The following is a 24,356-nucleotide window of genomic DNA, read 5'->3' as shown; positions in this document are numbered from 1 at the left end:
TTTCTCAATTTGAAGCTGTGAGTGCTGAAATCAATATGCAGGGAACTGAATTTGTACGCGGCTATAATTTTAAACTTCACAAAAAAGCTATTAAGGAACAGCTTGAGTGTTTCTTGAAAAAGAAGATTGATTTAATTTTCGTCTTTAACTTCAGCTGGCTTACTGTTTTTTATCTTCTTTTGAAGATTTCTAATAAGGTTATTAAAAGTAATCGTAACCGAAGCCGCATTTGTAGTTTGATTACCGCTGTTTCTCGGAAGATATTCATTGCAGTATGTTAGTTCAAGCTGAATGTCATCTGTAAATAAATAACCAGCCCCAATATTAAATCTATTTCGATCAAAAAAACTTTCACCAGTAACTTTTGCTCCAGATTTTAAGTAAATTTCGTCTGATGCCACTGCATAAACAACACGCGATCTTAGTACTTTACTGTTTAGTGGTTGCATGTATTTTACTTGTTGTCGGTACCGGAAAACGTTTTCATACTCATCATCTTTATTTCGTAAATGACGAAATTCGGTACGCATCCTAGTACTTAAAGTATAACCTGTCTTATGAAAGTAGTAAATTCCTTGAAGAGCAAAACGCCATTCGGGCGATTCGAATTGACCAATTTCAGGAACATCTCTGTTGTTGAAATAAGCTACGAAAGTTGAGAATTTCCATCTTGGAGAAAAGTAGTAATGTCCCCAAGCTCTAGCTGATCTTTGAATGGTGTTTTCAAATAGGTTTGATGAAGATTCTGCTCCACTGTATGTCTGCAGCTAAATCTAGTTCAGTTGACCATTTTTTGTTTATGGTTTGATTGAATTGAATTTCATTCCAAAATTGATTGTAAGTAGTGTTTTGCCCGTAGCTGTTTGTAGTTAGTAAAAGAACAAACAGCCATAGGAGAAAAGTGAATTTTTGTATTGAATTAGATTTTGAAAGCATTAATTAAGTCGGTTTAATTATTCATTCTAATCCTAACTTTAATGTGGTTTAGCTTCTTTGGCGAACCGTTTCGTATAAAAATGCACCACAGGCTACAGAAACATTTAATGATCCAATAGAGCCAAACATTGGCAGTTTTGCTTTTTCGTCTACAATTTTTAATACTGACGGATTTATTCCTCGATCTTCAGAACCCATAATAATTGCAATAGGTTCGTTTAATGTAATATCGTAAATGTTTTGATCTGTTTTTTCGGTTGCGGCAACCGTTTTGACTCCTGATCCTTGTAAATAAAATATAGCATCTTTGATATGTTCCACTTTGCAGATTGGAACATTAAAAACAGCTCCAGCCGAAGTTTTGACCGTATCTCCATTTACAGGAGCTGATCCTGCTTTTTGAATGATAATGCCATTTACGCCCGTACATTCAGCAGTTCTGATGATAGCTCCAAAGTTTCTTGCATCAGAAATTTGGTCCAAAATTAAAAATAAAGGTTTTGCGCCAGACTCAATTGTTGATTCAACTAATTGTTCTAATTCCATAAAACCAATTGGTGAAATTGTTGCCACGGCACCTTGATGGTTATTTGGCGTCAAGCGATTTAGTTTTTCAACAGGAACGTAAGAGAAATTAATGTTGGCACGTTTCATTACCTTCATTAAGTCTTTCATTAATTCTCCAGAAATATCTTTTTGTATAAATACTTTGTCAACTTCTTTTCCGGCCTGAATTGCTTCTATAATGGCTCTAATTCCAAATATTTGATGTTCTTTTTCCATGATGCAAATATAGGTATATTGTTTATATAAAAAAAGCCACTCTGAATGAACAGAGTGGCTTTAGTATTGTGTTTTGGTCTAAAATTAGAATTTATCCCAGAAAATTTTTGTAGTTAACAAATCTCCACCGATAGCTGTAGAAGCGACTTTCCAGTTTGTGTTATTTGTTTGTTGCTCAAGAACTGGGTAAGTCATTCTTACTGGAACTTTTCCTCCAGCATTGTTAATTGCTGTAGGAGGAGCTAGTAACACAGGGAAATCTAATCTTCTCCAGAAATTCCATCCAGTTAAAGCTTGATTGTACATTGCTACCCAAGCTTGCTCTCCAATTGATTTTTTCCAGTTAACTGGATCGTATGGTTTTGTAGCAAGGTAAGCTGTAGCTTCTGCCGCTGTACCACCCCATTCTAAGATTGAAGCAGTAACTGCTCGCATTGTAAGCTGCTGGTGCTGCAGACTGTATTCCAACGTGCATTTGCCTCAGCAACATAAAAAGCAACCTCTGTAGCAGTGATGATGTTTCCAGGAGTATCAGGTGTATATGCATAATCTCCAGCGTGAGAATATTCTGCAAATTCACCACCTTCACCAATTGGAAGACCAATATATTGACCTCCTACAGTTGTGAAGTAACCAGGTCTTCTTGGGTCATTAGATGCATTCATGTAATCAACTAAAGTTTTTCCACCTACGAAATCTTCTCTACCACTAGCTTCTAAGTTTTCATACAAAGGATTGTAGTTTGGTGAAGCTGGTAAGTATGGAAAATGTGCATTACTAGCAGGAGATGTCATTACTCCACCAGCAATAGCCGCAAGCGCAGTAGTCTGTGCTAAAGTTGGGTTTGAATCAGCGATTCCAATTGCAAGTTTTAATTTTAAAGAGTTTGCAAATGTTTTCCAAGAAGCTGGATCTCCTCCGTAAATTTTGTCACCATCAGCAAATGTTGGGAAGCTATTTGCTGTTCCACTGCTTAAAGCAGTGATGTCAGCGTTGATTCTTGTAATTAAATCAGCATAAATAGTTGCTCCATCATCATAAGCAGGTAATGGGTATTGAGCAAGGTTTGCGGCTTGAGTGTAAGGGATATTACCAAACGTATCTACTAAAAGCTGAAAAGTATAAACTTGCAAGATATCAATAATAGCTAATTGAGTCTTTTTGTTTGCTGGCCAAGTCGCTAGTTCATCTGCAGTTGGTTCGTAAGCACTAATGATCGTTTTAGCTTTACCAAGATTGTTCAATACGTTTACGTAGTTGTCTGAGTAAATTTGGTTAGAAACGTTACGGTTTGTAAAGTCATAGTTACTTTCGTTTACATAAGTTGTTTCTTGCCAGTATTGCATTGTCAATCTAAAGTTGTTCTCATTTACGCTTGGAGTATTAGTGTAATCGCTTAATTCTTTTTGCGCGTAAGTGATTAGCGATCCTGGTACAGTGCTATAAGCACTATTTGGATCGGTATTTGCATCTTCATTAACACAAGCTGTCATCGACAGACCTACTGCTAATATTGCTATGATTTTTTTCATTTTCATTTTTTTAAAAATTAACTTTGACATTAAAAGAAATATTTCTTGTTGTCGGCATAGGTCCTGATTGGTAACCTTGAGTGTTTCCTGAAGACAATCCAGCTTCTGGATCAGAATAAGGTAAGCTTTTGTCAATGATCCAAAGGTTGTTTCCTATTACGCTAAATGAAGCTCCTTTAATTGCACTTCCTAAAATGCTTGAAGGAAGATTATAAGTCAATACAACCTCTCTTAATTTTACAAATCCAGCGTCATAAACAAATGCGGCAGCAGGTGGGTCTGTACCTAAAACTTGGCTAGATTGAGATCTGTCTAATCTTGTAGTATTTGTAACATATTGTGGTTGTCCGTTTGTTGGAGTGTAAGCAGGGTTTGCCATCACACCTTGTAAAATTTCACCACCACCGTTAGCTAATGTATTTCTTACTGGGTTTCCTAAGTCGTTGTTTCCAACAGAGTTAGCATAGATACCAGTTCCATATCCATAGTATTGGTCAAGTGAGAAAACACTTCCACCTTTTTTCATGTCAATTAAGAAACTGAAAGAAAGGTTTTTGTAGTTGAATTTGTTGTTGATACCCCCAATCCAATCAGCTTGGTAAGTTCCCAATTTGTTGTCAGTAGTTGTAGAAACTTCGTATGCACCGTTAGCACCGATAATTCTGTTACCAGCATCATCTAATACGTAAGTTGTTCCCCAAATTTGACCATAATCTTGGTTTAATGGAGCATTGATACTGATACCTCCTTGTAAAGAGTTGATGTTGATGTTCTCAATACCTGGCGCCAATTCTGTAACTTTAGTATTAGGGTTAGACCAGTTAACGCTAACATCCCAAGAGAAGTTGTCAGTTTTAACAGGAGTTCCTGTAAGAGTAACCTCAAAACCTTTCGTAGTTAATGTACCAGCATTAACAGTGTTGAAGTTTGATCCAGTAGAAGTTGATACTGGTAATGGTAAGATTTGATCGAAAGCTTTGTTTTGGAACCAAGCAACATCAAATCCAAGTCTGTTTTGTGCAAACTGCATGTTCAAACCTATCTCCACGTTGTCTAATCGTTGTGGTTTTAAGTTTGGATTTTTAGCAGTAGTATTGAAAGAATATACTGGAGTTCCGAATGGAGTTCTAGCAGTATAGTTGTCTAATAATTGGTTTGGATCTGTATCAGAACCTACTTGAGCATAAGCGACTCTGAATTTACCAAAGTTGATGAACTCAACATCTTTTAACCAGTTTGAGAAAACAACAGATCCAGATATTGCAGAATACCAGTATGCATTGTTGTCAGCTGGAAGAGCAGAAGACTCATCTCTTCTAACAGAACCCTCTAAGTAGTAAGTTCCTTTGTATCCTAACGTAGCTTGTGCAAATAAACCTAATACTTCTTTTCTAGTATCTACGATTCTAGGAAGAGCAGGTGCAGAAACTGAGTTAGAGATTGTGTATAATCCAGGGATGTATAAACCTCCTGAAGTCATTTGTTGGTTAATGAATCTGCTTTGTACGTTGTAGTTTGTACCAAGTAAAAAGTTAAGATTCAAATCCTCAGTTAAGTCTTTTTTGTAAGTAGCTAAGAAATCATAGTTTTGCTCACTGAAGTTATACAAATCTAATGCATATCCAGATGGTTGAGCAGGAAGGTTTTGAAGGTTTGAGTTAGAACCTAGAGTTGCTGGAGTTGAACCTGGAGCAATTCTGTCTTCTGTTTTTAAGTTGAAACCGTCAGTACCAATTCTACCTGTAAAGCTTAAGTTTTTATTTACGTCGTAAGTAATACTAGCGTTAGCGGCAACTCTTTGTCTGCTATCGTTGTTGTAGTTCTCGTATCTTTGGAAGTAAGGGTTGTCCCAGTATGCTGGAGTAATGTCTGCGAGCACTTTTGATATTCCAAGTATAGTTTTGACGGCTTTGGAAATAAAGATCTCTTTGCTCGTTAAGGTCAACGTTTGTTGCCCACCATTGTCTGAAACCAGCTAATTGGTTTCCTCCGTATCCAGTTGAGTTTCTGTTTCTTGTGTTTTGTGAAACATAAGTCGCGTTGAAAGTAGAGCTTAATTTGTCATTGAATTTGTAACTACCAGCAAAGTTAAAGTTGTTTTTGCTTAATAATGAGTTTGGCAAAATGTCTCTGCTGTCTGTGTTTGCGTAAGTTAATCTGTAAGTAGCTTTTTCAGTACCTCCATTTAACGAGATGTTGTTGATTGTAGATGTTCCTGTATCAAAAAATTCGATTGGACCATTTGCGGCAACTTTCCATGGAGTTTGTTTTCCATAATTAGGAGAGCCTGGAGTAAAAGCATCATATTGCCATACTAAAGAACCATCATATTTTGGTCCGTAAGAAGCATCGTCTCCAGATCTAGATCTTGGCTGTCCATTGTAAGTTGAGAATCTTTGTCCAAAATAACCTTCTCCGTACTCTTGTTGGTATTTAGGGAAAGTTGTTTTGTCTACTGTAGACATTGTGTAAGAAGAAGAGAATTCAACTGATAAATCAGTTCTTGATTTTCCTTTTTTAGTAGTAATGATAATCGCACCATTTTGAGCTCTAGATCCATAAAGAGCTGTCGTCGCAAAGCACCTTTTAATACGTTGATCTCAGCAATGTTGTTAGGGTTGATATCAGATGCTCGCGTTACCGTAATCGTATCCACCTCTACCACTTTTTTGGTCATTACTGTTTACGTTATTGTTCAAAATTGGCACTCCATCAACTACGAATAAAGCCTGGTTGTCACCCAAAAGAGATTTGTAACCTCTAAGAACCACGTTAGTAGATCCTCCAAAGTTAGTACCTTGAGTTACACTAAGACCAGCAACTTTTCCTGATAAGTTATTTGTGAAGTTTCCTGTAGGAACAGTTCCAACTTGCTCAGCAGATACTGTTTGTGCAGAATAACCAAGAGATTTTTCTCTCTTTTAATACCTAATGCAGTTGTAACAACAACTCCTTCAAGTTCTTGTGCAATTGCTTGCTAATTTTACGTTTAAAGAAGTTGAGCTTGCGGCTACTTCTTGGGTTTTCATCCCGATGTAGCTAAATACCAAAATTTGGCTTGATGATGCTTTGATGGTAAATTTACCGTCAAAATCAGTTTGCGTTCCTGATTTTGTTCCTTTTACTAATACACTCACACCTGGTAGAGGCATTCCTGCATTGTCAGAAACAGTACCCGAAACGGCTCTTTCTTGCGCAAAAGTAAGTTGCGCCACTAGTACTAAGAAAAGTACTAAGAATCCATTGAACTTTAGTTTCATTTTTAAATATTTTGAATTAGTATCGCAAAACTCTTAATAATTTGTTAACTATCCTAATATTACTTTAAACTTTTTTCCGTTCCCACTAAAATTTAACATTATAACATATGTTTACGATAGTGTTATATAATTGTATTTCTTGAATGTCTTGGCCTCCGTTTGTAAGATTAATCTTCAACAATCCGTTCGGCGTCTGCAGGACAGAACCAATACCAACGCCAAATAACTTTTTTGTTTTGTTTGGGTCGATGGTAGATGTTAAGTCTTGATAGATGCCGTAATCTGTGATAGTGTGGATATAAATGTTTTTTGAAAATTTATATCGATACTCCGTTAAAATTAAAAAATTGAAGTTGCATTGTAGACTGTTTTCTAAAAAACCTCGGATAGAATTCATGCCTCCAAAACGGTATAATTCATTCGAAATGTAATTTTTGCTAGAGAGATAAAAATTTTGTGAATTTATGTTAATGAAATTTTTGTCGTTTATTTCAAAATTATATGATGCATTAAGATTTGTATAAAATTGTGTGCTTGTTCCGGCTGTTTCAGGATCGTTATTTGTGTTTCTCTTTCCGTAGCCAACAATCCAATTGATTAATGCCTTTCTTGGGACAAGATTGTTTTTGTGGTCAATTTTCTTGTAATCAAAACTAGATGTGAAATAAGAGTTTTTGAAGTCACTAATAAATGAATTGTTTGCATTTTGAATATCGCTCGACTCAGTTGATTGATATCCGGCATAAATTCGGGAATTGTAATTTATGTAGTAACCAAGATCAATCGCGGTCTTTGTGTTTTGAAATGTACTGTCTTGTTTAAAAATGTTTAATTGAGCTTTTATTCCTAAAGATGACTGAAATATATATGGGATCTCAACTTTTGTATTAAAGGTTTTTTGTTGATTGCCGTCGCTTTTCCAGTATAGCGAAAATTGTTCTCCAGCATGAAGCGTGTTTAAAAGTGAAATGTCTACATATCCATTTATATTCATTTTTTCATCTTTGTCATTTGCAAAGCCTATGTATCCATCAAAAGTATTTGCCTTCCTTTTTTCTATATAAGTGTAAATCTTGGTTGAGTCAGTTGTGAATAGTATTTCTGGATATTTTGTTTGAGAAACAAATTCATAACTGTTGATGTCCTCGTAAAGTTGTTGTGTGGTTTCTTGGTTAAATGTTTTGCTAAGATATTTTTTGTTGAGTTGCTTTAAGTGTCCCTTAGGGAAAAAGTTTTTTCCTTTTGGATCTGCATAATTAAGAATGATTGAATTTATTATGCGTTTTTTTCAGATTTAAAATTTAAATCTGCATAAATTATTGAATTCTTTTTTTGATGTTTTCCAATTTGATCTTGCTTAAAGCGAAACCTTGCTTTTCAGCATCAATTATTTTTTGAGTCAAATAATTTTCGACTTCTTTATAAGGAAGGATTATGGTATCGCTTTTTGTCTCTTCAGAATAAAAAACGGATTATTTATACCTATATATATATGTATAGATTTTGTTTGTCGTTTTAATTGAATTTCAGAGCTGTAAGTGCTGTCGTTTATTTGGATGGTGTTTTGAATGTTGTTTTCTAAATATCCAATTTTTGATAATTTTTCAGAAGTCAATTTTATTTCGTCATATATTGCTTTTACATTGCTATGGTCGGTTTTATAGGTCAATGAATCAATTATTTGATTTTCAGATTTGTTTGTCCCGTTAATTGTTAAATGAAAATTTTGGGCATAAGAGGAGAGGCTGATGAAGCAAAGAAGAAATATTTGTGAAAGATGTTTCAAAAGTTGTTTTTTCATTTGTTAAAAGTATTGCAAATATCTATTCTTTGTTTGTAAAATCATAAGCTTAAATAATGTTGTTGAAAATTAATGATTTAACGTTTGTATAGTGAAAAATATTTTATACATTTGCAACCCCGTAAAAAGCGGGAATTTAATAAACATAATAATTTTTAGTATTAATTATGCCAACAATTCAACAATTAGTAAGAACAGGAAGAACTCAGATCACTAAGAAGAGTAAATCGGTTGCTTTAGATTCTTGTCCTCAAAGAAGAGGGGTTTGTACGCGTGTTTACACTACTACACCAAAAAAACCAAACTCTGCAATGCGTAAAGTTGCGCGTGTACGTTTGACAAATGGTAATGAGGTGAATGCTTACATCCCTGGAGAAGGACACAATCTACAAGAGCACTCGATAGTATTAGTGCGAGGTGGAAGGGTAAAAGATTTACCAGGTGTTAGATATCATATCGTTCGTGGAGCGCTTGATACGTCAGGTGTTGCAGGAAGAACGCAAAGAAGATCTAAGTACGGTGCTAAACGCCCAAAAGAAGCAAAAAAGTAATTTAAAAACTTTTAAGAAAAAGACATGAGAAAAAGAGCGGCAAAGAAAAGACCACTTTTACCGGATCCAAGGTTTAACGACCAATTAGTAACACGTTTTGTGAACAACTTAATGTGGGATGGTAAGAAATCTACAGCTTTTAAAGTATTTTATGATGCTATTGACATCATCGAGACTAAAAAGCAAAATGATGAGAAAACTTCATTAGAGATCTGGAAAGATGCTTTAACAAACGTTATGCCTCACGTAGAAGTACGTAGCCGTAGAGTTGGTGGAGCGACATTCCAAATTCCAATGCAAATTCGTCCAGACAGAAAAATTTCTATGGCAATGAAGTGGTTAATACTTTATTCAAGAAGAAGAAATGAAAAATCTATGGCACAACGTTTAGCTTCAGAGTGTTTAGTCGCTGCTAAAGAAGAAGGTGTCATGCGGTTAAGAAAAGAATGGATACTCACAAAATGGCAGAAGCTAACAAAGCATTCTCTCACTTTAGATTTTAATTCGTAAGAAATGGCTAGAGATTTAAAATATACAAGAAATATCGGAATCGTCGCTCACATTGATGCTGGTAAAACAACAACAACTGAGCGTATTCTTTTTTATACTGGAAAGTCACACAAAATTGGTGAGGTGCACGATGGTGCCGCAACAATGGACTGGATGGCTCAAGAGCAAGAAAGAGGTATTACAATTACTTCTGTCGCTACAACTTGTACTTGGAACTTCCCAACTGTACAAGGTAAAGTTATTCCAGAATCGTTACCGTACCACTTTAATATTATTGATACTCCTGGACACGTTGACTTTACTGTAGAGGTAAACCGTTCTTTGCGTGTACTTGATGGTTTAGTTTTCTTATTTAGTGCTGTTGATGGTGTTGAGCCTCAATCAGAAACTAACTGGAGACTTGCTGATCAATATAGAGTTCCTCGTATGGGATTCGTAAATAAAATGGACCGTCAAGGTGCTAACTTTTTAGCTGTATGCGGACAGGTTAAAGATATGTTGAAATCGAATGCGGTTGCAATTACTTTGCCTATTGGTGATGAAGCAGACTTCAAAGGTATTGTTGACTTAGTGAAAAATCAAGCTATTGTATGGCATGATGAAACTCAAGGAGCTACTTTTGACGTTGTAGATATCCCAGCTGATATGGTTGATGATGTTAAGCATTACCGTTCTATTCTTATCGAAGAGATTGCGACTTATGACGAGAATCTTTTAGATAAGTACATGGAAGATGAAAATTCTATTACTGAAGAAGAGATCAACAACGCTTTAAGAGCGGCTACTATTGATATGGCAATCATTCCTATGCTTGCTGGTTCTTCTTTCAAAAACAAAGGTGTTCAATTTATGTTGGATGCAGTTTGTAAATATTTGCCATCTCCATTAGATAAAGAAGGTATTGAAGGAATTCACCCTGATGATGCTGAATTATTAGAAGAAGATCAAACTAAAATTATCCGTAGACCAGATGTAAAAGAGCCGTTCGTCGCTTTGGCATTTAAAATTGCTACTGACCCATTCGTAGGTCGTTTAGCTTTCTTCCGTGCTTACTCTGGACGTTTAGATGCTGGTTCTTATGTTTTAAATACTCGTTCTGGTAACAAAGAGAGAATCTCTCGTATTTACCAAATGCACGCTAACAAACAAAATCCAATCGAATTTATTGAGGCTGGAGATATTGGAGTCGCTGTAGGGTTTAAAGATATCAAAACTGGAGATACTTTATCTGATGAGAAGCATCCAATTATCTTGGAATCTATGAAATTCCCAGAGCCAGTAATCGGTATCGCTATTGAGCCTAAAACTAAAGCTGACGTAGATAAAATGGGTATGGCTTTAGCTAAATTAGCTGAAGAGGATCCAACATTTACTGTAAGAACTGACGAGGCTTCAGGTCAAACTATTATTTCTGGTATGGGTGAGCTTCACTTAGATATCTTAGTTGATCGTATGAAACGTGAGTTTAAAGTAGAGGTTAATCAAGGTGAGCCACAAGTTGAGTACAAAGAGGCGTTTACTAAATCTGCTCAACATAGAGAAACTTACAAAAAACAATCTGGAGGTCGTGGTAAATTCGGTGATATCGTATTTAGAATCGAGCCTGCTGATGAAGTTGATGGTAAAGTTCCTGTAGGATTACAGTTTGTTAACGAGGTAAAAGGTGGTAACGTTCCTAAAGAATATATCCCTGCTGTTGAAAAAGGTTTCCGTGAGGCTATGAAAACAGGTCCATTAGCTGGATATGCTGTTGATAGTTTGAAAGTAACTTTATTAGACGGATCTTTCCACCCTGTGGATTCTGATGCTCTTTCTTTTGAATTAGTCGCTAGAATGGGTTATAAAGAATCTGGACGTGCTTGCTGGAGCTGTTATTCTTGAGCCAATCATGAAAATCGAAGTTATTACTCCTGAAGAAAACATGGGTGATATCGTAGGTGACTTGAACCGTCGTAGAGGTCAGGTTAATGATATGGGTGACAGAAATGGTGCTAAAACTATCAAAGCTGATGTGCCTTTATCAGAAATGTTTGGTTATGTAACTACATTAAGAACATTATCTTCTGGTAGAGCTACTTCAACAATGGAGTTCTCTCACTATGCAGAAACACCTTCTAATATTTCAGAAGAGGTAATCAAAAAAGCAAAAGGTAACGCTTAATTTTAAGAAAATGAGTCAAAAAATCAGAATAAAACTAAAATCTTACGATCACATGTTGGTAGATAAATCTGCTGAAAAGATCGTAAAAACAGTAAAAACTACTGGAGCAGTTGTAACAGGTCCAATTCCGTTGCCAACTCACAAAAAACTTTTCACTGTATTGCGTTCTCCGCACGTTAACAAAAAAGCGAGAGAGCAATTTGAAGTAATGTCATACAAGAGATTGATTGATATTTATTCATCTTCATCTAAAACTATTGATGCTTTAATGAAACTTGAATTGCCAAGTGGTGTTGAAGTAGAGATAAAAGTATAATTTTTTTATATTTTTTTATATAAAAAGCGAGTCAGAAATGTCTCGCTTTTTTTTGTTTGCAGAAATTTTATTTGTTGCATGTTTTTGCGTGATTTTTAGTTTTAATTTTTTTTGTGAATTTTCTTAAAAGCCTTTGTTTTAAAGTGATGCGAGACTTTTTTGTTGTGATTTTATTAATTAATTGTTAAGCGTTGTTTGTTTGAAAAGAGAAAAAATAAGATCAAAATTTGGAATAAAGAGAGTTGTTTTTGATGTAGGTTTTGAGCTTGGATTTTGATTATGAGCGATTTAATTTCTGTAACTGTTTGGTATATTCAATTTTAATAACTACTTTTGCACTCCCTGTTTGGAAATTTCTGTTATTTTCAAATTGAAGGGAATTTTAGTAATTAATAATTAATATTTATGTCTGGGTTAATTGGTAAGAAAATCGGCATGACTAGTATCTTCGACGAAAACGGGAAAAACATTCCTTGTACAGTAATCGAAGCTGGACCATGCGTTGTTACCCAAGTCAGAACCAACGAGGTTGACGGGTATGAAGCGTTGCAACTTGGTTTCGATGACAAAAACGAGAAACATTCTACTAAAGTCGCTTTAGGGCACTTTAAAAAAGCTGGAACTGTTGCTAAGAAAAAGTCGTTGAATTCCAAGATTTTGCAACTGAACAAAAATTAGGAGATCTTATTGATGTTACAATTTTTGTAGAAGGAGAATTTGTAGACGTACAAGGTGTGTCTAAAGGTAAAGGTTTCCAGGGTGTTGTTAAACGTCACGGTTTTGGTGGTGTTGGACAAGCTACTCATGGTCAGCACAACCGTTTAAGAGCGCCAGGTTCTGTAGGAGCTTCTTCTTATCCATCTAGAGTATTCAAAGGAATGCGTATGGCTGGAAGAATGGGAGGAGAAAATGTAAAAGTTCAAAACCTTAGAGTTTTAAAAGTAGTTGCTGAAAAGAACCTACTTGTTGTTAAAGGATGTATTCCAGGACACAAAAACTCTTACGTAATCATTCAGAAGTAATGGAAGTAAAAGTATTAGATTTCAACGGAAAAGATACTGGTAGAAAAGTTCAACTTTCTGATTCAGTATTCGCAATTGAACCAAACAATCACGCTGTATATCTTGATGTTAAGCAATATCTTGCTAATCAAAGACAAGGTACTCACAAAGCTAAAGAAAGAGCTGAAGTAACTGGAAGTACACGCAAGATTAAAAAGCAAAAAGGAACTGGTACTGCTCGTGCAGGAAGTGTTAAGAATCCTTTGTTTAAAGGTGGAGGAACAGTTTTCGGACCAAGACCAAGAAGTTATTCATTCAAATTGAATAAAAACTTGAAGAGATTGGCTAGAAAATCAGCTTTCTCAATTAAAGCAAAAGAGTCAAATATTGTAGTTCTTGAAGACTTTAATTTTGAAGTGCCAAACACTAAAAATTTCATTAACGTTTTGAAAGCTTTAGGGTTAGAGAATAAAAAATCTTTATTTGTATTGGGCGAGTCAAATAAAAATGTATATTTGTCGTCACGTAATTTAAAGGCTTCAAATGTCGTAACTAGCTCAGAATTAAGCACTTACGCAATATTAAACGCTAATAATTTAGTGCTTTTGGAAGGTTCTTTAGAGTTAATTGAAGAAAATTTAAGTAAATAATAGGAATATGAGCATCATTATCAGACCTATAGTAACAGAAAAAGTAACCAAAGAAAGTGAAGTTCTAAACCGCTTCGGATTCGTTGTTGACAAAAAAGCAAACAAAGTTGAGATTAAGAAAGCTATTGAAGTCGCTTATGGAGTAACTATCGTTTCAGTTAACACAATGAATGTGAGACCAGATAGATCTACTAAATACACTAAAAGTGGTTTAATCAGTGGAAAGACAAATGCATACAAAAAAGCAATTGTTCAAGTACAAGAAGGAGAAACAATTGATTTTTACAACAATATCTAAGATAGAAAAATGTCAGTAAGAAAATTAAAACCTATTACCCCAGGTCAGCGATTTAGAGTTGTGAATGGTTATGACGCCATTACAACTGATAAGCCGGAACGCTCTTTGATAGCGCCGATAAAAAACTCTGGAGGTAGAAATAGTCAAGGAAAGATGACCATGCGTTATACGGGTGGTGGTCACAAGCAGAGATATCGTATTATTGATTTCAAAAGAACTAAAGATGGAATTCCAGCTACAGTGAAATCAATCGAATACGATCCAAATCGTACTGCATTTATCGCTTTATTAGCTTATGCTGATGGAGAGAAAACTTATATTATCGCTCAAAACGGATTGAAAGTTGGACAGAAATTAGTTTCTGGGCCAGAGTCTCAACCAGAAATCGGTAATACATTACCTTTAAGCAGAATTCCTCTTGGAACTGTTATATCTTGTATTGAGTTACGTCCAGGACAAGGAGCAGTAATTGCTCGTTCAGCTGGAACTTTTGCTCAGTTAATGGCAAGAGATGGGAAATATGCAACAATTAAAATGCCATCTGGTGAGACAAGATTGATCTTGTTAACTTGTTCGGCTACAATTGGAGCTGTTTCTAATTCTGACCACCAATTAGTTGTATCTGGAAAAGCGGGTAGAACAAGATGGTTAGGAAGAAGACCTAGAACTAGACCAGTAGCGATGAACCCAGTTGATCACCCTATGGGAGGTGGTGAAGGACGTTCTTCTGGAGGGCATCCACGTTCAAGAAAAGGATTGCCAGCTAAAGGTTACAGAACTCGTTCTAAGAAAAACCCGAGTAACAAGTATATCGTAGAACGTAGAAAGAAATAATAAGATATGGCACGTTCATTAAAAAAAGGACCTTTCGTTCATTATAAATTAGACAAGAAAGTTCAAGAAAACGTAGAAAGTGGTAAAAATAGTGTAGTTAAGACTTGGTCTAGAGCTTCTATGATTACACCAGATTTCGTTGGACAAACTATCGCAGTTCATAACGGTCGTCAATTTGTACCAGTTTACGTAACAGAAAACATGGTAGGTCACAAATTAGGAGAGTTTTCACCAACTAGATCTTTTAGAGGTCATGCTGGAGCAAAAAATAAAGGTAAAAAATAAAAGAAGCAATGGGAGTTCGTAAAAGAGAAACAGCAGATGCGAGAAAAGAGGCTAATAAGTCTATCGCTTTCGCAAAATTGAATAACTGCCCTACTTCACCTAGAAAAATGCGCTTAGTAGCGGACTTGGTAAGAGGTCAGAAGGTAGAAAGAGCACTTAACATTTTAAGATTCAGTTCTAAAGAAGCTTCAAGAAAATTAGAAAAACTATTATTATCTGCAATCAACAACTGGGAGCAAAAAAATAGTGAAGGTAATTTAGAAGAAGCTGGATTATTTGTTAAAGAGATCAGAGTAGATGGTGGAATGATGTTAAAAAGACTTCGTCCAGCTCCACAAGGTCGTGCACACAGAATAAGAAAACGTTCTAATCACGTAACAATCGTGCTTGGGGCTATCAATAACACACAAAGCAATTCTTAAGCGACATGGGACAAAAGACAAATCCAATTGGAAATAGACTTGGTATCATCAGAGGATGGGACTCAAACTGGTATGGTGGAAATGATTACGGCGATAAATTAGCTGAAGATCACAAAATCAGAAAGTATATCCATGCTCGTTTATCAAAAGCTAGTGTATCTAAAGTAATCATCGAGAGAACTTTGAAACTTGTAACCGTTACTATCACTACTGCTAGACCTGGTATCATTATCGGAAAAGGTGGACAAGAGGTAGACAAGTTGAAAGAAGAACTTAAGAAAGTTACTGACAAAGAGGTTCAAATTAACATCTTTGAAATTAAAAGACCTGAGCTAGATGCTTATCTTGTGGCTACAAGCATCGCTCGTCAAATCGAAAGCCGTATTTCTTACAGACGTGCAATCAAAATGGCTATTGTCGCTTCTATGCGTATGAACGCTGAAGGTATCAAAGTTTTGATTTCTGGTCGTTTGAATGGTGCAGAGATGGCGCGTTCAGAAGGTTTCAAAGAAGGTAGAATTCCTCTATCAACTTTCAGAGCTGACATTGATTATGCTTTGGCTGAAGCTCACACTACTTACGGTAGAATGGGTATCAAAGTATGGATCATGAAAGGTGAAGTTTACGGTAAGAGAGAGCTTTCTCCACTTGCTGGAATGGACAAAAAACAATCTGGTACAGGTGGTGGTAAAGGTGGAGATGCTCCTAGAGGCAAATCTAACTTTAACAAAGGCGGTAAACCAGATGCTCGTAAAAGAAAGTAAATTTTTAAACTAAAGAAAAATGTTACAGCCTAAAAGAACAAAATACCGTAAGGTACAAAAAGGTAGAATGAAAGGTAACTCTCAAAGAGGGCATGAACTTTCAAATGGAATGTTTGGAATTAAATCTGTGCATGAAGATGGAATGTTCTTAACTTCTCGTCAAATCGAAGCCGCGCGTATCGCCGCAACTCGTTACATGAAAAGAGAGGGACAATTGTGGATCAAAATTTTCCCGGACAAACCTATCACTAAGAAGCCTCTTGAAGTACGTATGGGTAAAGGTAAAGGAGCAGTTGAATATTGGGCCGCTGTTGTTAAACCAGGAAGAATTATGTTTGAAGTTGGAGGGGTTCCATTGTCAGTTGCAAAAGAGGCTTTACGTCTTGCGGCTCAAAAACTTCCAGTAAAAACTAAGTTCGTCGTTGCTAGAGATTTCGAAGCATAATTTATATTTATTATGAAACAATCAGAAATAAAAGATCTTTCTGCGGCGGAGTTGCAAGAAAAGCTTAGTCAAACTAAGAAAGTATATGCTGACCTGAAAATGGCTCACGCTATTTCTCCAATTGCAAACCCACTTCAAATTAGAAGTGTAAGAAGAACAGTTGCTAGATTAGCTACTGAGTTAACTAAAAGAGAGTTACAATAATTGTATTCTGCTGAAAGATGGAAGAAAAAAGAAATTTAAGAAAAGAAAGAATAGGTGTTGTTACTTCAAATAAGATGGATAAATCTATCGTTATTTCTGAAGTAAGAAAAGTAAAACACCCATTATACGGTAAGTTCGTGTTGAAAACAAAAAAATACGTTGCACACGACGAAAAAAACGACTGTAACATTGGAGATACTGTAAGAATTAGCGAAACGCGTCCTTTAAGTAAAACAAAATGTTGGAGATTAGTTGAAATCTTAGAAAGAGCTAAATAATTATGGTACAACAAGAATCAAGACTAAAAGTAGCAGATAACACGGGAGCTAAAGAAGTTTTAACTATTCGTGTTTTAGGAGGTACTAAAAGAAGATATGCCTCTGTTGGTGACAAAATTGTAGTTTCTATCAAAGATGCAACTCCAAACGGAAACGTGAAAAAAGGAGCTGTTTCAACTGCAGTTGTTGTACGTACTAAAAAAGAAGTGAGAAGAGCTGATGGTTCTTATATCCGTTTCGATGACAATGCATGTGTTCTTTTGAATGCCGCAGGTGAAATGAGAGGGACTCGTGTTTTTGGTCCGGTAGCAAGAGAACTTCGTGAAAAACAATTCATGAAAATTGTATCATTAGCACCAGAAGTGCTTTAATTCGTTTTAAGATGATAAAGCTAAAAATAAAATCAGGAGATATCGTAAGAGTTATTGCTGGAGACCATAAAGGTGCTGAAGGTAAAGTTTTACGTGTTTACCGTGAAAAAAACAAAGCGATCGTTGAAGGTGTAAACATGGTTTCTAAACATACTAAACCAAGTGCTAAAAACCCTCAAGGTGGTATCGTTAAGAAAGAAGCTTCTATTCAAATTTCTAACATTGCTTTAATTGATCCTAAAACTAAGGAAACAACTAGAGTAGGTATTAGAGTAGAAGGAGATAAGAAAGTAAGATTTTCAAAAAAATCTAATCAAGTACTATAGTAATGGCATATACACCTAGACTAAAAGAAGAATATAAGAGTAGAGTAATTGTCGCTCTTAAAGAAGAGTTCGGATATACAAACGTGATGCAAGTTCCTAAACTTGAAAAAATCGTTTTGAGCCGTGGAGTTGGTGCGACTGTATCTGATAAAAAACTTATTGACTATGCAGTTGATGAGTTAACAAAGATCACTGGACAAAAAGCAGTTTCTACAATCTCTAAAAAAGACGTTGCGTCTTTCAAATTGAGAAAAGGAATGCCTATTGGAGCAAAAGTTACTTTACGTGGAGAAAGAATGTATGAGTTTTTAGATAGACTTATCACTTCAGCTTTGCCACGTGTTAGAGATTTTGGTGGTATTAAAGCTACTGGATTCGACGGAAGAGGTAACTACAATCTTGGAGTTTTAGAGCAAATCATTTTCCCAGAAATTGATATTGACAAAGTAAACAAAATTTCAGGAATGGATATTACTTTTGTTACTACTGCAAAAACAGACAAGGAAGCAAAGTCATTATTGGCTGAATTAGGATTACCTTTTAAAAAGAATTAAGACATGGCTAAAGAATCAATGAAAGCCCGCGAGGTGAAAAGAGAGAAAACGGTAGCTAAGTATGCTGAGAAGAGAAAAGCTTTATTAGAAGCTGGAGACTACGAAGGTTTACAAAGATTGCCTAAAAATGCTTCACCAGTTCGTTTACACAATCGTTGTAAATTAACAGGTAGACCTAGAGGTTACATCCGTCAATTCGGTATTTCACGTGTAACTTTCCGTGAAATGGCTAACAATGGATTAATTCCTGGTGTGAAAAAAGCATCTTGGTAATCTGGCAATAAGTTATTACTTTTGCAAACCAAAAAATAATTTTTAATTGATTAAAGGTTCGGGAGATGAGTATCTCCCGAAAACCATAATCGCAATCAAATACATATGTATACAGATCCTATTGCAGATTATTTGACTAGAGTTCGTAACGCTGTGGCCGCAAACCACAAAGTTGTTGAAATTCCAGCATCTAATCTTAAAAAAGAGATAACTAAGATCTTATTTGATCAAGGTTACATCTTAAGTTACAAATTTGAGCAGAACACAGTTCAAGGTTCTATCAAAATTGCTTTAAAGTATGATAAAGATACTAAAGAGCCTGTAATCAAAGATATCCAAAGAATTAGTAAACCTGGTTTACGTAAGTACGCAGGTGCTCGCAAAATTACCAAGAATCCTTAACGGATTAGGAATTGCTATTGTTTCTACATCAAAAGGTTTGATGACTGGAAAACAAGCGAAGCAATTAAATGTAGGTGGTGAAGTAATTTGTTACGTATACTAATTTAAAACACTAGATAAGATGTCAAGAATAGGTAAAAGCCCAATTGTAATCCCTGCTGGTGTAACTGTAGAAGTTAAAGACGGTATCATTACAGTAAAAGGAAAAAAGGTCAACTAGTACAAGAGTTTTCGGACGTAAATGTAACTGTTGAAGGCGATCAAGTTTTAGTAGAAAGATCGTCTGATCATAAAGACCATAGAGCAAAACACGGATTATTTAGATCTTTGATCAGTAATATGGTTGTTGGTGTATCTGAAGGTTTCACAAAAGAACTAGAATTAGTTGGAGTTGGTTATAGAGCTTCAAACCAAGGTCAAAAATTAGATTTAGCTCTTGGATATTCTCACAATATTGTTTTGGAAATTGCTCCAGAAGTATCTTTAGAAACAATATCTGAAAAAGGTAAGAACCCTATCGTAAAATTAACATCATTTGATAAACAACTTTTAGGTCAAGTTGTCGCGAAAATCAGAGGTTTCCGTAAGCCAGAGCCATATAAAGGTAAAGGTGTTAAATTTGTGGGTGAAGTATTAAGAAGAAAAGCAGGTAAATCAGCTTAAAATATAAGATTATGTCATTAACAAAATCTGAAAGAAGACAGAGAATTAAATTCAGAATTAGAAAATCGGTTAGTGGTACTGTCTGCAAGACCTAGACTTTCTGTTTTTAGAAGTAACAAAGAAATTTACGCTCAAATCATTGATGATGTAAATGGAGTTACTATATTAGTCAGCATCTTCAAGAGAAAAAGAAATAGGAAAAGGTACTAACGTTGAAATCAGCTGCAGACTGTTGGAAAACTAGTTGCAGAGAAAGCGTTAAAAGCTGGGATAGATACTATCACTTTTGATAGAGGTGGATATTTATATCACGGTCGTATTAAATCATTAGCAGAAGGCGCAAGAGCCGCTGGACTTAAATTCTAATATATTATGTCTAAATACAAAAATGTAGAATTGGTAAAACCTAGTGGTCTTGAACTTAAAGATCGTCTAGTTAGTGTTAATCGTGTTACTAAAGTTACAAAAGGAGGTAGAGCTTTCGGTTTTTCTGCTATTGTAGTTGTAGGTGATGAAAATGGAGTAGTTGGTCACGGATTAGGAAAATCTAAAGATGTTTCTGAAGCAATTGCGAAAGCAGTAGAAGATGCTAAGAAAAACTTGGTGAGAATTCCTTTGAATGGTCAATCTGTTCCTCACGAACAAAAAGGTAAATTTGGTGGTGCACGTGTATTCTTAATTCCTGCTTCTCATGGTACAGGAGTTATTGCTGGTGGAGCTGTTCGTTCAGTTCTTGAATCAGTAGGTATTCACGACGTATTATCTAAATCTCAAGGATCATCAAATCCTCATAACGTAGTGAAAGCAACTTTTGATGCTTTATTACAAATGAGAAGCGCTCACACTGTTGCAAAACAAAGAGGTGTTTCTTTAGAAAAAGTTTTTAAAGGTTAATTCAAGGAAATTATGGCTAAATTATTAGTAAAACAAGTAAGAAGCAAAATCAACTGCCCTCTTTCTCAAAAGAGAGGTTTGGAGGCTTTAGGTCTACGTAAAATTGGACAAGTTGTAGAGCATGATTCAAATCCTGCTATCCTTGGTATGATAAACAAAGTTAAACACTTAGTTTCTGTAGAAGAAGCTAAATAACAAATACTGTTATGAATTTAAGTAACTTACAACCTGCTGAAGGATCAACGCACAATCAAAATAAAAGATTAGGTAGAGGAGAAGGTTCTGGAAAAGGTGGCACTGCCGCAAGAGGTCACAAAGGAGCAAAATCTCGTTCTGGTTACTCTAAAAAGATTGGTTTTGAAGGAGGGCAAATGCCACTTCAAAGACGTGTACCTAAGTTTGGTTTCACAAACATCAATCGTAAAGAATACGAAGGTGTTAATTTAGATACGCTTCAATTATTAGTAGATAAAGGTGTGATTACTGATTCTGTTTCTATGACAGATTTCGTAGCTAACCGTCTAGCTTCTAAGAATGAAATCGTTAAGATTTTAGGAAGAGGAGAATTGAAAGCAAAATTAAAAGTAACTGCTCACAAATTTACTGCTACTGCAAAAGCCGCTATCGAAGGCTGCTGGTGGAGAGGCTGTAACAATATAATTTTTCTATTGTATGAAGAAATTTATTGAATCAATTAGCAATGTTTGGAAAATCGAAGAACTAAAGAATAGAATTCTAATTACTTTAGGATTACTTTTAGTATATCGTTTTGGAGCACACGTTACGCTTCCTGGAATTGACGCAACTCAATTGATGGGGTTAGCAGGACAAACTAAAAATGGTTTAGGATCTATCCTAGACATGTTCACCGGAGGTGCTTTCTCTAAAGCTTCAGTTTTTGCTTTAGGAATTATGCCTTATATTTCTGCGTCTATTGTTGTACAGTTAATGGGAATTGCGATTCCTTATTTGCAAAAACTTCAAAATGATGGAGAAAGTGGTAGAAAAAAGATTAATCAAATTACACGTTGGTTAACTATTGCTATTACATTGGTTCAAGGTCCAACTTATATCTACAATTTATACAGAACATTGCCTGGTAGTGCTTTTCTACTAGGCTTTAACTCACCTGAGTTTTTATTCTCTTCTGTAATCATTTTAGTTACTGGTACAATTTTTGCTATGTGGCTTGGTGAAAAAATTACTGATAAAGGTATTGGAAATGGAATTTCATTATTGATTATGGTTGGTATTTTAGCTCGTTTACCGCAAGCTTTTATGCAAGAATTTAAGTCTGTAGTTACAAACAACACTGGAGGCTTAATGTTAATGGCCATTGAGATTATTGTATGGTTATTAGTAATTATTTCTTGTGTATTGCTTACAATGGCAGTACGTAGAATTCCAGTTCAATACGCACGTCGTACAACAACTGGTGACTACGAGCAGGATTTGGCAGGTGGTAATAGACAATGGATTCCTCTTAAGCTTAACGCTTCTGGAGTTATGCCAATCATTTTTGCTCAGGCAATTATGTTTATACCTGCGGCTGTAGCTGGATTATCAAAATCAGATACATCACAATCTATTGTTGGAGCATTTAGTAATATGTTCGGTTTTTGGTATAATTTTGTATTTGCAACTTTAATTATTGTATTTACATTTTTCTATACTGCAATTACTGTTCCTACTAACAAAATGGCTGATGATTTGAAAAGAAGTGGTGGTTTTATTCCTGGTGTTCGTCCAGGAGCAGAAACTTCAGACTTCCTTGATAAAGTGATGTCTTTAATAACTTTCCCAGGATCTTTATTCCTTGCTTTGATTGCTGTGTTCCCAGCTATTGTTGTAAGTATTATGGATGTACAACAATCTTGGGCAATGTTTTTGGAGGTACCTCATTAATAATTATGGTTGGAGTTGCAATAGATACTATTCAACAAATCAATTCATACTTGTTAAACAAGCATTATGATGGTTTAATGAAGACTGGTAAAAATAGAAAAGCGGTAGCTTAATATTATTTATGGCAAAACAATCAGCAATAGAACAAGACGGATCAATCATCGAAGCGTTATCAAATGCGATGTTCCGTGTAGAGTTAGAAAATGGACACGTTGTAATTGCTCATATTTCTGGTAAAATGCGAATGCATTACATCAAATTATTACCTGGTGATAAAGTGAAATTGGAAATGAGCCCTTACGATTTGTCAAAAGCAAGAATTACTTATCGATATTAAAAGATAATTACTATGAAAGTTAGAGCATCAGTAAAAAAGAGAAGTGCCGAGTGCATTATCGTGCGTAGAAAAGGGAGACTATACGTTATAAACAAAAAGAATCCTAGATTTAAACAAAGACAAGGATAATTATGGCAAGAATAGCAGGGGTAGATATCCCAAAAAACAAAAGAGGTGTTATTGCACTTACCTACATCTTCGGATTAGGAAAAAGTAGAGCTATTGAGATTTTAGAAAAAGCTCAAGTAAGCCAAGATAAAAAAGTTCAAGATTGGAATGATGATGAGATCGGAGCAATTCGTGATGCTGTTTCATTTTACAAAATTGAAGGAGAATTACGTTCTGAAATTTCTTTAAACATTAAGCGTTTAATGGATATTGGATGTTACAGAGGTATTCGTCATAGATCTGGTCTTCCTTTAAGAGGGCAAAGAACTAAAAACAACTCAAGAACAAGAAAAGGTAAAAGAAAAACTGTTGCTAACAAGAAAAAAGCAACTAAATAATAAGTAATATGGCTAAAGCAACTGCAAAAAAACGTAAAGTTATCGTTGAATCAACGGGTGAGGCTCATATTTCTGCCACTTTTAATAACATTATTATTTCTTTGACTAATAAGAAAGGTGAAGTTATCTCTTGGTCTTCAGCTGGTAAAATGGGTTTCAGAGGTTCTAAAAAGAACACTCCTTATGCGACTCAAATGGCGAGCAGAAGATTGCGCTAAAGTAGCACTTGAGGCAGGACTTAAAAAAGTGAAAGTTTATGTAAAAGGACCAGGTAACGGACGTGAGTCTGCTATCCGTTCTATTCATAATGGTGGAATTGAAGTTACTGAAATTATTGATGTTACTCCAATGCCACACAACGGATGTCGTCCTCCAAAAAGACGTAGAGTTTAATTTTTTATTTTTATAGTATAAACAAGGTAGAACATAGATTATCGAAGGATTAGACCTGAATTCATAATTTCTACCTTAAAATTTTTTTAAAATGGCAAGATATACTGGTCCTAAAACCAAAATCGCTCGTAAATTTGGCGAGGCAATCTTCGGAGATGATAGATCTTTCGAAAAAGAAATTACCCACCTGGACAACACGGGATGGCTAAAAAAAGAGGAAAAAAATCTGAGTACGCTGTTCAGTTAATGGAAAAGCAAAAAGCTAAATATTCTTACGGAATTTTAGAAAAACAATTCAGAAATTTATTCGAAAAAGCATCAGCAACTAAAGGTGTTACTGGTGAAGTATTATTACAATTATGCGAAGCAAGATTAGATAATGTTGTTTTTAGAATGGGAATTGCTCCATCTAGAAGAGGTGCGCGTCAAATCGTTTCTCACAGACACATTACTGTAAATGGAGAGGTTGTTAATATTCCTTCTTACCACCTTAAGCCTGGTGATAAAGTTGCAGTTCGTGAAAAATCTAAATCTTTAGAAGCTATCGAACGTTCTTTATCAAATTCAAGTCATGTTTATGAATGGATTACTTGGAATAATGATCTTAAAGAAGGAACTTTTGTTTCTGTACCTGCGAGACTTCAAATTCCAGAAAACATTAAAGAACAATTAATCGTAGAGTTGTACAACAAATAATAATT

The 24,356-nt window shown here is 35.3% G+C and carries 29 protein-coding genes and 11 pseudogenes; 30 read left to right on the top strand and 10 right to left on the bottom strand.

Annotation, left to right across the window (positions count from 1 at the left end; all coding sequences use genetic code 11):
* Nucleotides 1-131: 131 nt before the first annotated feature.
* From ACQ9BO_RS26490 to ACQ9BO_RS26445, 10 genes and pseudogenes are all read right to left on the bottom strand, one after another.
* A complete protein-coding gene (locus ACQ9BO_RS26490; protein ID WP_431245223.1) occupies nt 132-716 on the bottom strand; it encodes a DUF2490 domain-containing protein in 585 nt (194 codons plus the stop codon).
* A gap of 268 nt (nt 717-984) precedes the next feature.
* A complete protein-coding gene (gene rlmB / locus ACQ9BO_RS26485; RefSeq protein WP_431243098.1) occupies nt 985-1,719 on the bottom strand; it encodes a 23S rRNA (guanosine(2251)-2'-O)-methyltransferase RlmB in 735 nt (244 codons plus the stop codon).
* An 84-nt stretch (nt 1,720-1,803) separates the two neighbouring features.
* Nucleotides 1,804-2,154 (bottom strand): SusD/RagB family nutrient-binding outer membrane lipoprotein, encoded by a 351-nt coding sequence (locus tag ACQ9BO_RS26480; RefSeq protein ID WP_431243097.1) that lies wholly within the window; start codon nt 2,152-2,154, stop codon nt 1,804-1,806.
* Nucleotides 2,127-3,251: a SusD/RagB family nutrient-binding outer membrane lipoprotein gene (locus ACQ9BO_RS26475; protein WP_431243096.1), complete on the bottom strand. Its 1,125-nt coding sequence runs from the start codon at nt 3,249-3,251 to the stop codon at nt 2,127-2,129. The genes ACQ9BO_RS26480 and ACQ9BO_RS26475 overlap by 28 nt, the downstream gene beginning before the upstream one ends.
* Before the next feature lie 10 nt (nt 3,252-3,261).
* Nucleotides 3,262-5,130 (bottom strand): TonB-dependent receptor domain-containing protein, encoded by a 1,869-nt coding sequence (locus tag ACQ9BO_RS26470; RefSeq protein WP_431243095.1) that lies wholly within the window; start codon nt 5,128-5,130, stop codon nt 3,262-3,264.
* Nucleotides 5,057-5,716, bottom strand: coding sequence for a hypothetical protein (locus ACQ9BO_RS26465; protein ID WP_431243094.1), 660 nt, complete (start codon nt 5,714-5,716; stop codon nt 5,057-5,059). The genes ACQ9BO_RS26470 and ACQ9BO_RS26465 overlap by 74 nt, the downstream gene beginning before the upstream one ends.
* A gap of 159 nt (nt 5,717-5,875) precedes the next feature.
* A pseudogene (locus tag ACQ9BO_RS26460) lies at nt 5,876-6,103 on the bottom strand (TonB-dependent receptor plug domain-containing protein); the annotation flags it as partial.
* A gap of 102 nt (nt 6,104-6,205) precedes the next feature.
* Nucleotides 6,206-6,511 carry a carboxypeptidase-like regulatory domain-containing protein gene (locus ACQ9BO_RS26455; protein ID WP_431243093.1) on the bottom strand — a complete coding sequence of 102 codons (306 nt, stop codon included), beginning with the start codon at nt 6,509-6,511 and terminating at the stop codon, nt 6,206-6,208.
* A gap of 85 nt (nt 6,512-6,596) precedes the next feature.
* Nucleotides 6,597-7,505 (bottom strand): hypothetical protein, encoded by a 909-nt coding sequence (locus tag ACQ9BO_RS26450; RefSeq protein WP_431243092.1) that lies wholly within the window; start codon nt 7,503-7,505, stop codon nt 6,597-6,599.
* A 438-nt stretch (nt 7,506-7,943) separates the two neighbouring features.
* A complete protein-coding gene (locus tag ACQ9BO_RS26445) occupies nt 7,944-8,312 on the bottom strand; it encodes a hypothetical protein (RefSeq protein ID WP_431243091.1) in 369 nt (122 codons plus the stop codon).
* Nucleotides 8,313-8,479: 167 nt separating this feature from the next.
* Between ACQ9BO_RS26445 and rpsL the strand changes: the two genes are divergently transcribed.
* The 30 genes and pseudogenes from rpsL to rpsD all read left to right on the top strand — a co-directional run bounded on the left by rpsL (nt 8,480) and on the right by rpsD (nt 24,351).
* Entirely contained in the window at nt 8,480-8,863 is a 384-nt protein-coding gene (rpsL, locus tag ACQ9BO_RS26440; RefSeq protein WP_007136570.1) for a 30S ribosomal protein S12, read from the top strand.
* Between the two features lie 24 nt (nt 8,864-8,887).
* A pseudogene (rpsG, locus tag ACQ9BO_RS26435) lies at nt 8,888-9,366 on the top strand (30S ribosomal protein S7).
* 10 nt (nt 9,367-9,376) lie between these two features.
* Nucleotides 9,377-11,534: pseudogene (fusA, locus tag ACQ9BO_RS26430) on the top strand (elongation factor G).
* A gap of 10 nt (nt 11,535-11,544) precedes the next feature.
* Nucleotides 11,545-11,850, top strand: coding sequence for a 30S ribosomal protein S10 (gene rpsJ / locus ACQ9BO_RS26425; RefSeq protein ID WP_007803605.1), 306 nt, complete (start codon nt 11,545-11,547; stop codon nt 11,848-11,850).
* A 405-nt stretch (nt 11,851-12,255) separates the two neighbouring features.
* Nucleotides 12,256-12,872: pseudogene (gene rplC, locus ACQ9BO_RS26420) on the top strand (50S ribosomal protein L3).
* Nucleotides 12,872-13,501 (top strand): 50S ribosomal protein L4, encoded by a 630-nt coding sequence (gene rplD / locus ACQ9BO_RS26415; protein ID WP_132989111.1) that lies wholly within the window; start codon nt 12,872-12,874, stop codon nt 13,499-13,501. The pseudogene rplC and the gene rplD overlap by 1 nt, the downstream one beginning before the upstream one ends.
* 7 nt (nt 13,502-13,508) lie before the next feature.
* On the top strand, nt 13,509-13,799 hold the full coding sequence (gene rplW / locus ACQ9BO_RS26410) for a 50S ribosomal protein L23 (RefSeq protein ID WP_431243090.1): 291 nt from the start codon (nt 13,509-13,511) through the stop codon (nt 13,797-13,799).
* 9 nt (nt 13,800-13,808) lie between these two features.
* Nucleotides 13,809-14,633: a 50S ribosomal protein L2 gene (rplB, locus tag ACQ9BO_RS26405; protein WP_091496650.1), complete on the top strand. Its 825-nt coding sequence runs from the start codon at nt 13,809-13,811 to the stop codon at nt 14,631-14,633.
* Nucleotides 14,634-14,639: 6 nt separating this feature from the next.
* Nucleotides 14,640-14,918 carry a 30S ribosomal protein S19 gene (gene rpsS, locus ACQ9BO_RS26400; protein WP_012022488.1) on the top strand — a complete coding sequence of 93 codons (279 nt, stop codon included), beginning with the start codon at nt 14,640-14,642 and terminating at the stop codon, nt 14,916-14,918.
* An 8-nt stretch (nt 14,919-14,926) separates the two neighbouring features.
* Nucleotides 14,927-15,340 carry a 50S ribosomal protein L22 gene (rplV, locus tag ACQ9BO_RS26395; RefSeq protein WP_007803631.1) on the top strand — a complete coding sequence of 138 codons (414 nt, stop codon included), beginning with the start codon at nt 14,927-14,929 and terminating at the stop codon, nt 15,338-15,340.
* A 5-nt stretch (nt 15,341-15,345) separates the two neighbouring features.
* Complete coding sequence (gene rpsC, locus ACQ9BO_RS26390) at nt 15,346-16,104, top strand: 30S ribosomal protein S3 (protein ID WP_278020388.1); 759 nt, start codon at nt 15,346-15,348, stop codon at nt 16,102-16,104.
* 19 nt (nt 16,105-16,123) lie between these two features.
* Nucleotides 16,124-16,549: a 50S ribosomal protein L16 gene (gene rplP / locus ACQ9BO_RS26385; protein ID WP_008464295.1), complete on the top strand. Its 426-nt coding sequence runs from the start codon at nt 16,124-16,126 to the stop codon at nt 16,547-16,549.
* Nucleotides 16,550-16,561: 12 nt separating this feature from the next.
* On the top strand, nt 16,562-16,753 hold the full coding sequence (gene rpmC / locus ACQ9BO_RS26380) for a 50S ribosomal protein L29 (RefSeq protein ID WP_008464297.1): 192 nt from the start codon (nt 16,562-16,564) through the stop codon (nt 16,751-16,753).
* Between the two features lie 17 nt (nt 16,754-16,770).
* Nucleotides 16,771-17,031, top strand: a complete 261-nt coding sequence (gene rpsQ / locus ACQ9BO_RS26375) for a 30S ribosomal protein S17 (protein WP_008464298.1) — start codon at nt 16,771-16,773, stop codon at nt 17,029-17,031.
* Nucleotides 17,032-17,033: 2 nt separating this feature from the next.
* The gene (gene rplN, locus ACQ9BO_RS26370) at nt 17,034-17,402 is read left to right on the top strand and encodes a 50S ribosomal protein L14 (protein ID WP_007803649.1); all 369 of its coding nucleotides are present in this window, start codon (nt 17,034-17,036) and stop codon (nt 17,400-17,402) included.
* 11 nt (nt 17,403-17,413) lie between these two features.
* Nucleotides 17,414-17,728, top strand: coding sequence for a 50S ribosomal protein L24 (gene rplX / locus ACQ9BO_RS26365; protein WP_026727873.1), 315 nt, complete (start codon nt 17,414-17,416; stop codon nt 17,726-17,728).
* A gap of 2 nt (nt 17,729-17,730) precedes the next feature.
* On the top strand, nt 17,731-18,282 hold the full coding sequence (gene rplE, locus ACQ9BO_RS26360; protein ID WP_431243089.1) for a 50S ribosomal protein L5: 552 nt from the start codon (nt 17,731-17,733) through the stop codon (nt 18,280-18,282).
* A 3-nt stretch (nt 18,283-18,285) separates the two neighbouring features.
* Nucleotides 18,286-18,555 carry a 30S ribosomal protein S14 gene (gene rpsN, locus ACQ9BO_RS26355; protein WP_008464305.1) on the top strand — a complete coding sequence of 90 codons (270 nt, stop codon included), beginning with the start codon at nt 18,286-18,288 and terminating at the stop codon, nt 18,553-18,555.
* A 105-nt stretch (nt 18,556-18,660) separates the two neighbouring features.
* Nucleotides 18,661-19,060, top strand: a pseudogene (gene rpsH, locus ACQ9BO_RS26350) (30S ribosomal protein S8).
* 18 nt (nt 19,061-19,078) lie between these two features.
* Nucleotides 19,079-19,620: pseudogene (gene rplF, locus ACQ9BO_RS26345) on the top strand (50S ribosomal protein L6).
* A 72-nt stretch (nt 19,621-19,692) separates the two neighbouring features.
* Nucleotides 19,693-19,986 (top strand): annotated as a pseudogene (rplR, locus tag ACQ9BO_RS26340) (50S ribosomal protein L18).
* A gap of 3 nt (nt 19,987-19,989) precedes the next feature.
* Nucleotides 19,990-20,514 (top strand): 30S ribosomal protein S5, encoded by a 525-nt coding sequence (rpsE, locus tag ACQ9BO_RS26335; RefSeq protein WP_085949269.1) that lies wholly within the window; start codon nt 19,990-19,992, stop codon nt 20,512-20,514.
* A 12-nt stretch (nt 20,515-20,526) separates the two neighbouring features.
* On the top strand, nt 20,527-20,709 hold the full coding sequence (gene rpmD, locus ACQ9BO_RS26330) for a 50S ribosomal protein L30 (RefSeq protein WP_026727870.1): 183 nt from the start codon (nt 20,527-20,529) through the stop codon (nt 20,707-20,709).
* 11 nt (nt 20,710-20,720) lie between these two features.
* Nucleotides 20,721-21,174 (top strand): annotated as a pseudogene (gene rplO / locus ACQ9BO_RS26325) (50S ribosomal protein L15).
* Nucleotides 21,175-21,186: 12 nt separating this feature from the next.
* Nucleotides 21,187-22,532, top strand: a pseudogene (gene secY / locus ACQ9BO_RS26320) (preprotein translocase subunit SecY).
* A gap of 8 nt (nt 22,533-22,540) precedes the next feature.
* Nucleotides 22,541-22,756, top strand: a complete 216-nt coding sequence (infA, locus tag ACQ9BO_RS26315; protein ID WP_026714631.1) for a translation initiation factor IF-1 — start codon at nt 22,541-22,543, stop codon at nt 22,754-22,756.
* Nucleotides 22,757-22,768: 12 nt separating this feature from the next.
* Nucleotides 22,769-22,885: a type B 50S ribosomal protein L36 gene (gene ykgO, locus ACQ9BO_RS26310; protein WP_002987490.1), complete on the top strand. Its 117-nt coding sequence runs from the start codon at nt 22,769-22,771 to the stop codon at nt 22,883-22,885.
* A gap of 2 nt (nt 22,886-22,887) precedes the next feature.
* Nucleotides 22,888-23,262 (top strand): 30S ribosomal protein S13, encoded by a 375-nt coding sequence (gene rpsM, locus ACQ9BO_RS26305; protein ID WP_026727867.1) that lies wholly within the window; start codon nt 22,888-22,890, stop codon nt 23,260-23,262.
* 8 nt (nt 23,263-23,270) lie between these two features.
* Nucleotides 23,271-23,655: pseudogene (gene rpsK / locus ACQ9BO_RS26300) on the top strand (30S ribosomal protein S11).
* 91 nt (nt 23,656-23,746) lie between these two features.
* A pseudogene (gene rpsD, locus ACQ9BO_RS26295) lies at nt 23,747-24,351 on the top strand (30S ribosomal protein S4).
* Nucleotides 24,352-24,356: the final 5 nt, after the last annotated feature.

The organism is Flavobacterium sp. P21 (assembly GCF_050632225.1).
Classification (GTDB): domain Bacteria; phylum Bacteroidota; class Bacteroidia; order Flavobacteriales; family Flavobacteriaceae; genus Flavobacterium.
The sequence above is the reverse complement of the archived record's forward strand: the minus strand, read 5'-3'. Positions and strand labels throughout refer to the sequence as shown.

What these genes read in the sequence shown, in the direction of transcription:
- rlmB (WP_431243098.1), bottom strand. Translation starts at nt 1,719, where the DNA reads ATGGAAAAAGAACATCAAATATTTGGAATTAGAGCCATTATAGAAGCA.
- ACQ9BO_RS26480 (WP_431243097.1), bottom strand. Translation starts at nt 2,154, where the DNA reads ATGCGAGCAGTTACTGCTTCAATCTTAGAATGGGGTGGTACAGCGGCA.
- ACQ9BO_RS26475 (WP_431243096.1), bottom strand. Translation starts at nt 3,251, where the DNA reads ATGAAAAAAATCATAGCAATATTAGCAGTAGGTCTGTCGATGACAGCT.
- ACQ9BO_RS26465 (WP_431243094.1), bottom strand. Translation starts at nt 5,716, where the DNA reads ATGTCTACAGTAGACAAAACAACTTTCCCTAAATACCAACAAGAGTAC.
- ACQ9BO_RS26455 (WP_431243093.1), bottom strand. Translation starts at nt 6,511, where the DNA reads ATGAAACTAAAGTTCAATGGATTCTTAGTACTTTTCTTAGTACTAGTG.
- ACQ9BO_RS26450 (WP_431243092.1), bottom strand. Translation starts at nt 7,505, where the DNA reads ATGAATATAAATGGATATGTAGACATTTCACTTTTAAACACGCTTCAT.
- ACQ9BO_RS26445 (WP_431243091.1), bottom strand. Translation starts at nt 8,312, where the DNA reads ATGAAAAAACAACTTTTGAAACATCTTTCACAAATATTTCTTCTTTGC.
- rpsL (WP_007136570.1), top strand. Translation starts at nt 8,480, where the DNA reads ATGCCAACAATTCAACAATTAGTAAGAACAGGAAGAACTCAGATCACT.
- rpsJ (WP_007803605.1), top strand. Translation starts at nt 11,545, where the DNA reads ATGAGTCAAAAAATCAGAATAAAACTAAAATCTTACGATCACATGTTG.
- rplD (WP_132989111.1), top strand. Translation starts at nt 12,872, where the DNA reads ATGGAAGTAAAAGTATTAGATTTCAACGGAAAAGATACTGGTAGAAAA.
- rplW (WP_431243090.1), top strand. Translation starts at nt 13,509, where the DNA reads ATGAGCATCATTATCAGACCTATAGTAACAGAAAAAGTAACCAAAGAA.
- rplB (WP_091496650.1), top strand. Translation starts at nt 13,809, where the DNA reads ATGTCAGTAAGAAAATTAAAACCTATTACCCCAGGTCAGCGATTTAGA.
- rpsS (WP_012022488.1), top strand. Translation starts at nt 14,640, where the DNA reads ATGGCACGTTCATTAAAAAAAGGACCTTTCGTTCATTATAAATTAGAC.
- rplV (WP_007803631.1), top strand. Translation starts at nt 14,927, where the DNA reads ATGGGAGTTCGTAAAAGAGAAACAGCAGATGCGAGAAAAGAGGCTAAT.
- rpsC (WP_278020388.1), top strand. Translation starts at nt 15,346, where the DNA reads ATGGGACAAAAGACAAATCCAATTGGAAATAGACTTGGTATCATCAGA.
- rplP (WP_008464295.1), top strand. Translation starts at nt 16,124, where the DNA reads ATGTTACAGCCTAAAAGAACAAAATACCGTAAGGTACAAAAAGGTAGA.
- rpmC (WP_008464297.1), top strand. Translation starts at nt 16,562, where the DNA reads ATGAAACAATCAGAAATAAAAGATCTTTCTGCGGCGGAGTTGCAAGAA.
- rpsQ (WP_008464298.1), top strand. Translation starts at nt 16,771, where the DNA reads ATGGAAGAAAAAAGAAATTTAAGAAAAGAAAGAATAGGTGTTGTTACT.
- rplN (WP_007803649.1), top strand. Translation starts at nt 17,034, where the DNA reads ATGGTACAACAAGAATCAAGACTAAAAGTAGCAGATAACACGGGAGCT.
- rplX (WP_026727873.1), top strand. Translation starts at nt 17,414, where the DNA reads ATGATAAAGCTAAAAATAAAATCAGGAGATATCGTAAGAGTTATTGCT.
- rplE (WP_431243089.1), top strand. Translation starts at nt 17,731, where the DNA reads ATGGCATATACACCTAGACTAAAAGAAGAATATAAGAGTAGAGTAATT.
- rpsN (WP_008464305.1), top strand. Translation starts at nt 18,286, where the DNA reads ATGGCTAAAGAATCAATGAAAGCCCGCGAGGTGAAAAGAGAGAAAACG.
- rpmD (WP_026727870.1), top strand. Translation starts at nt 20,527, where the DNA reads ATGGCTAAATTATTAGTAAAACAAGTAAGAAGCAAAATCAACTGCCCT.
- infA (WP_026714631.1), top strand. Translation starts at nt 22,541, where the DNA reads ATGGCAAAACAATCAGCAATAGAACAAGACGGATCAATCATCGAAGCG.
- ykgO (WP_002987490.1), top strand. Translation starts at nt 22,769, where the DNA reads ATGAAAGTTAGAGCATCAGTAAAAAAGAGAAGTGCCGAGTGCATTATC.
- rpsM (WP_026727867.1), top strand. Translation starts at nt 22,888, where the DNA reads ATGGCAAGAATAGCAGGGGTAGATATCCCAAAAAACAAAAGAGGTGTT.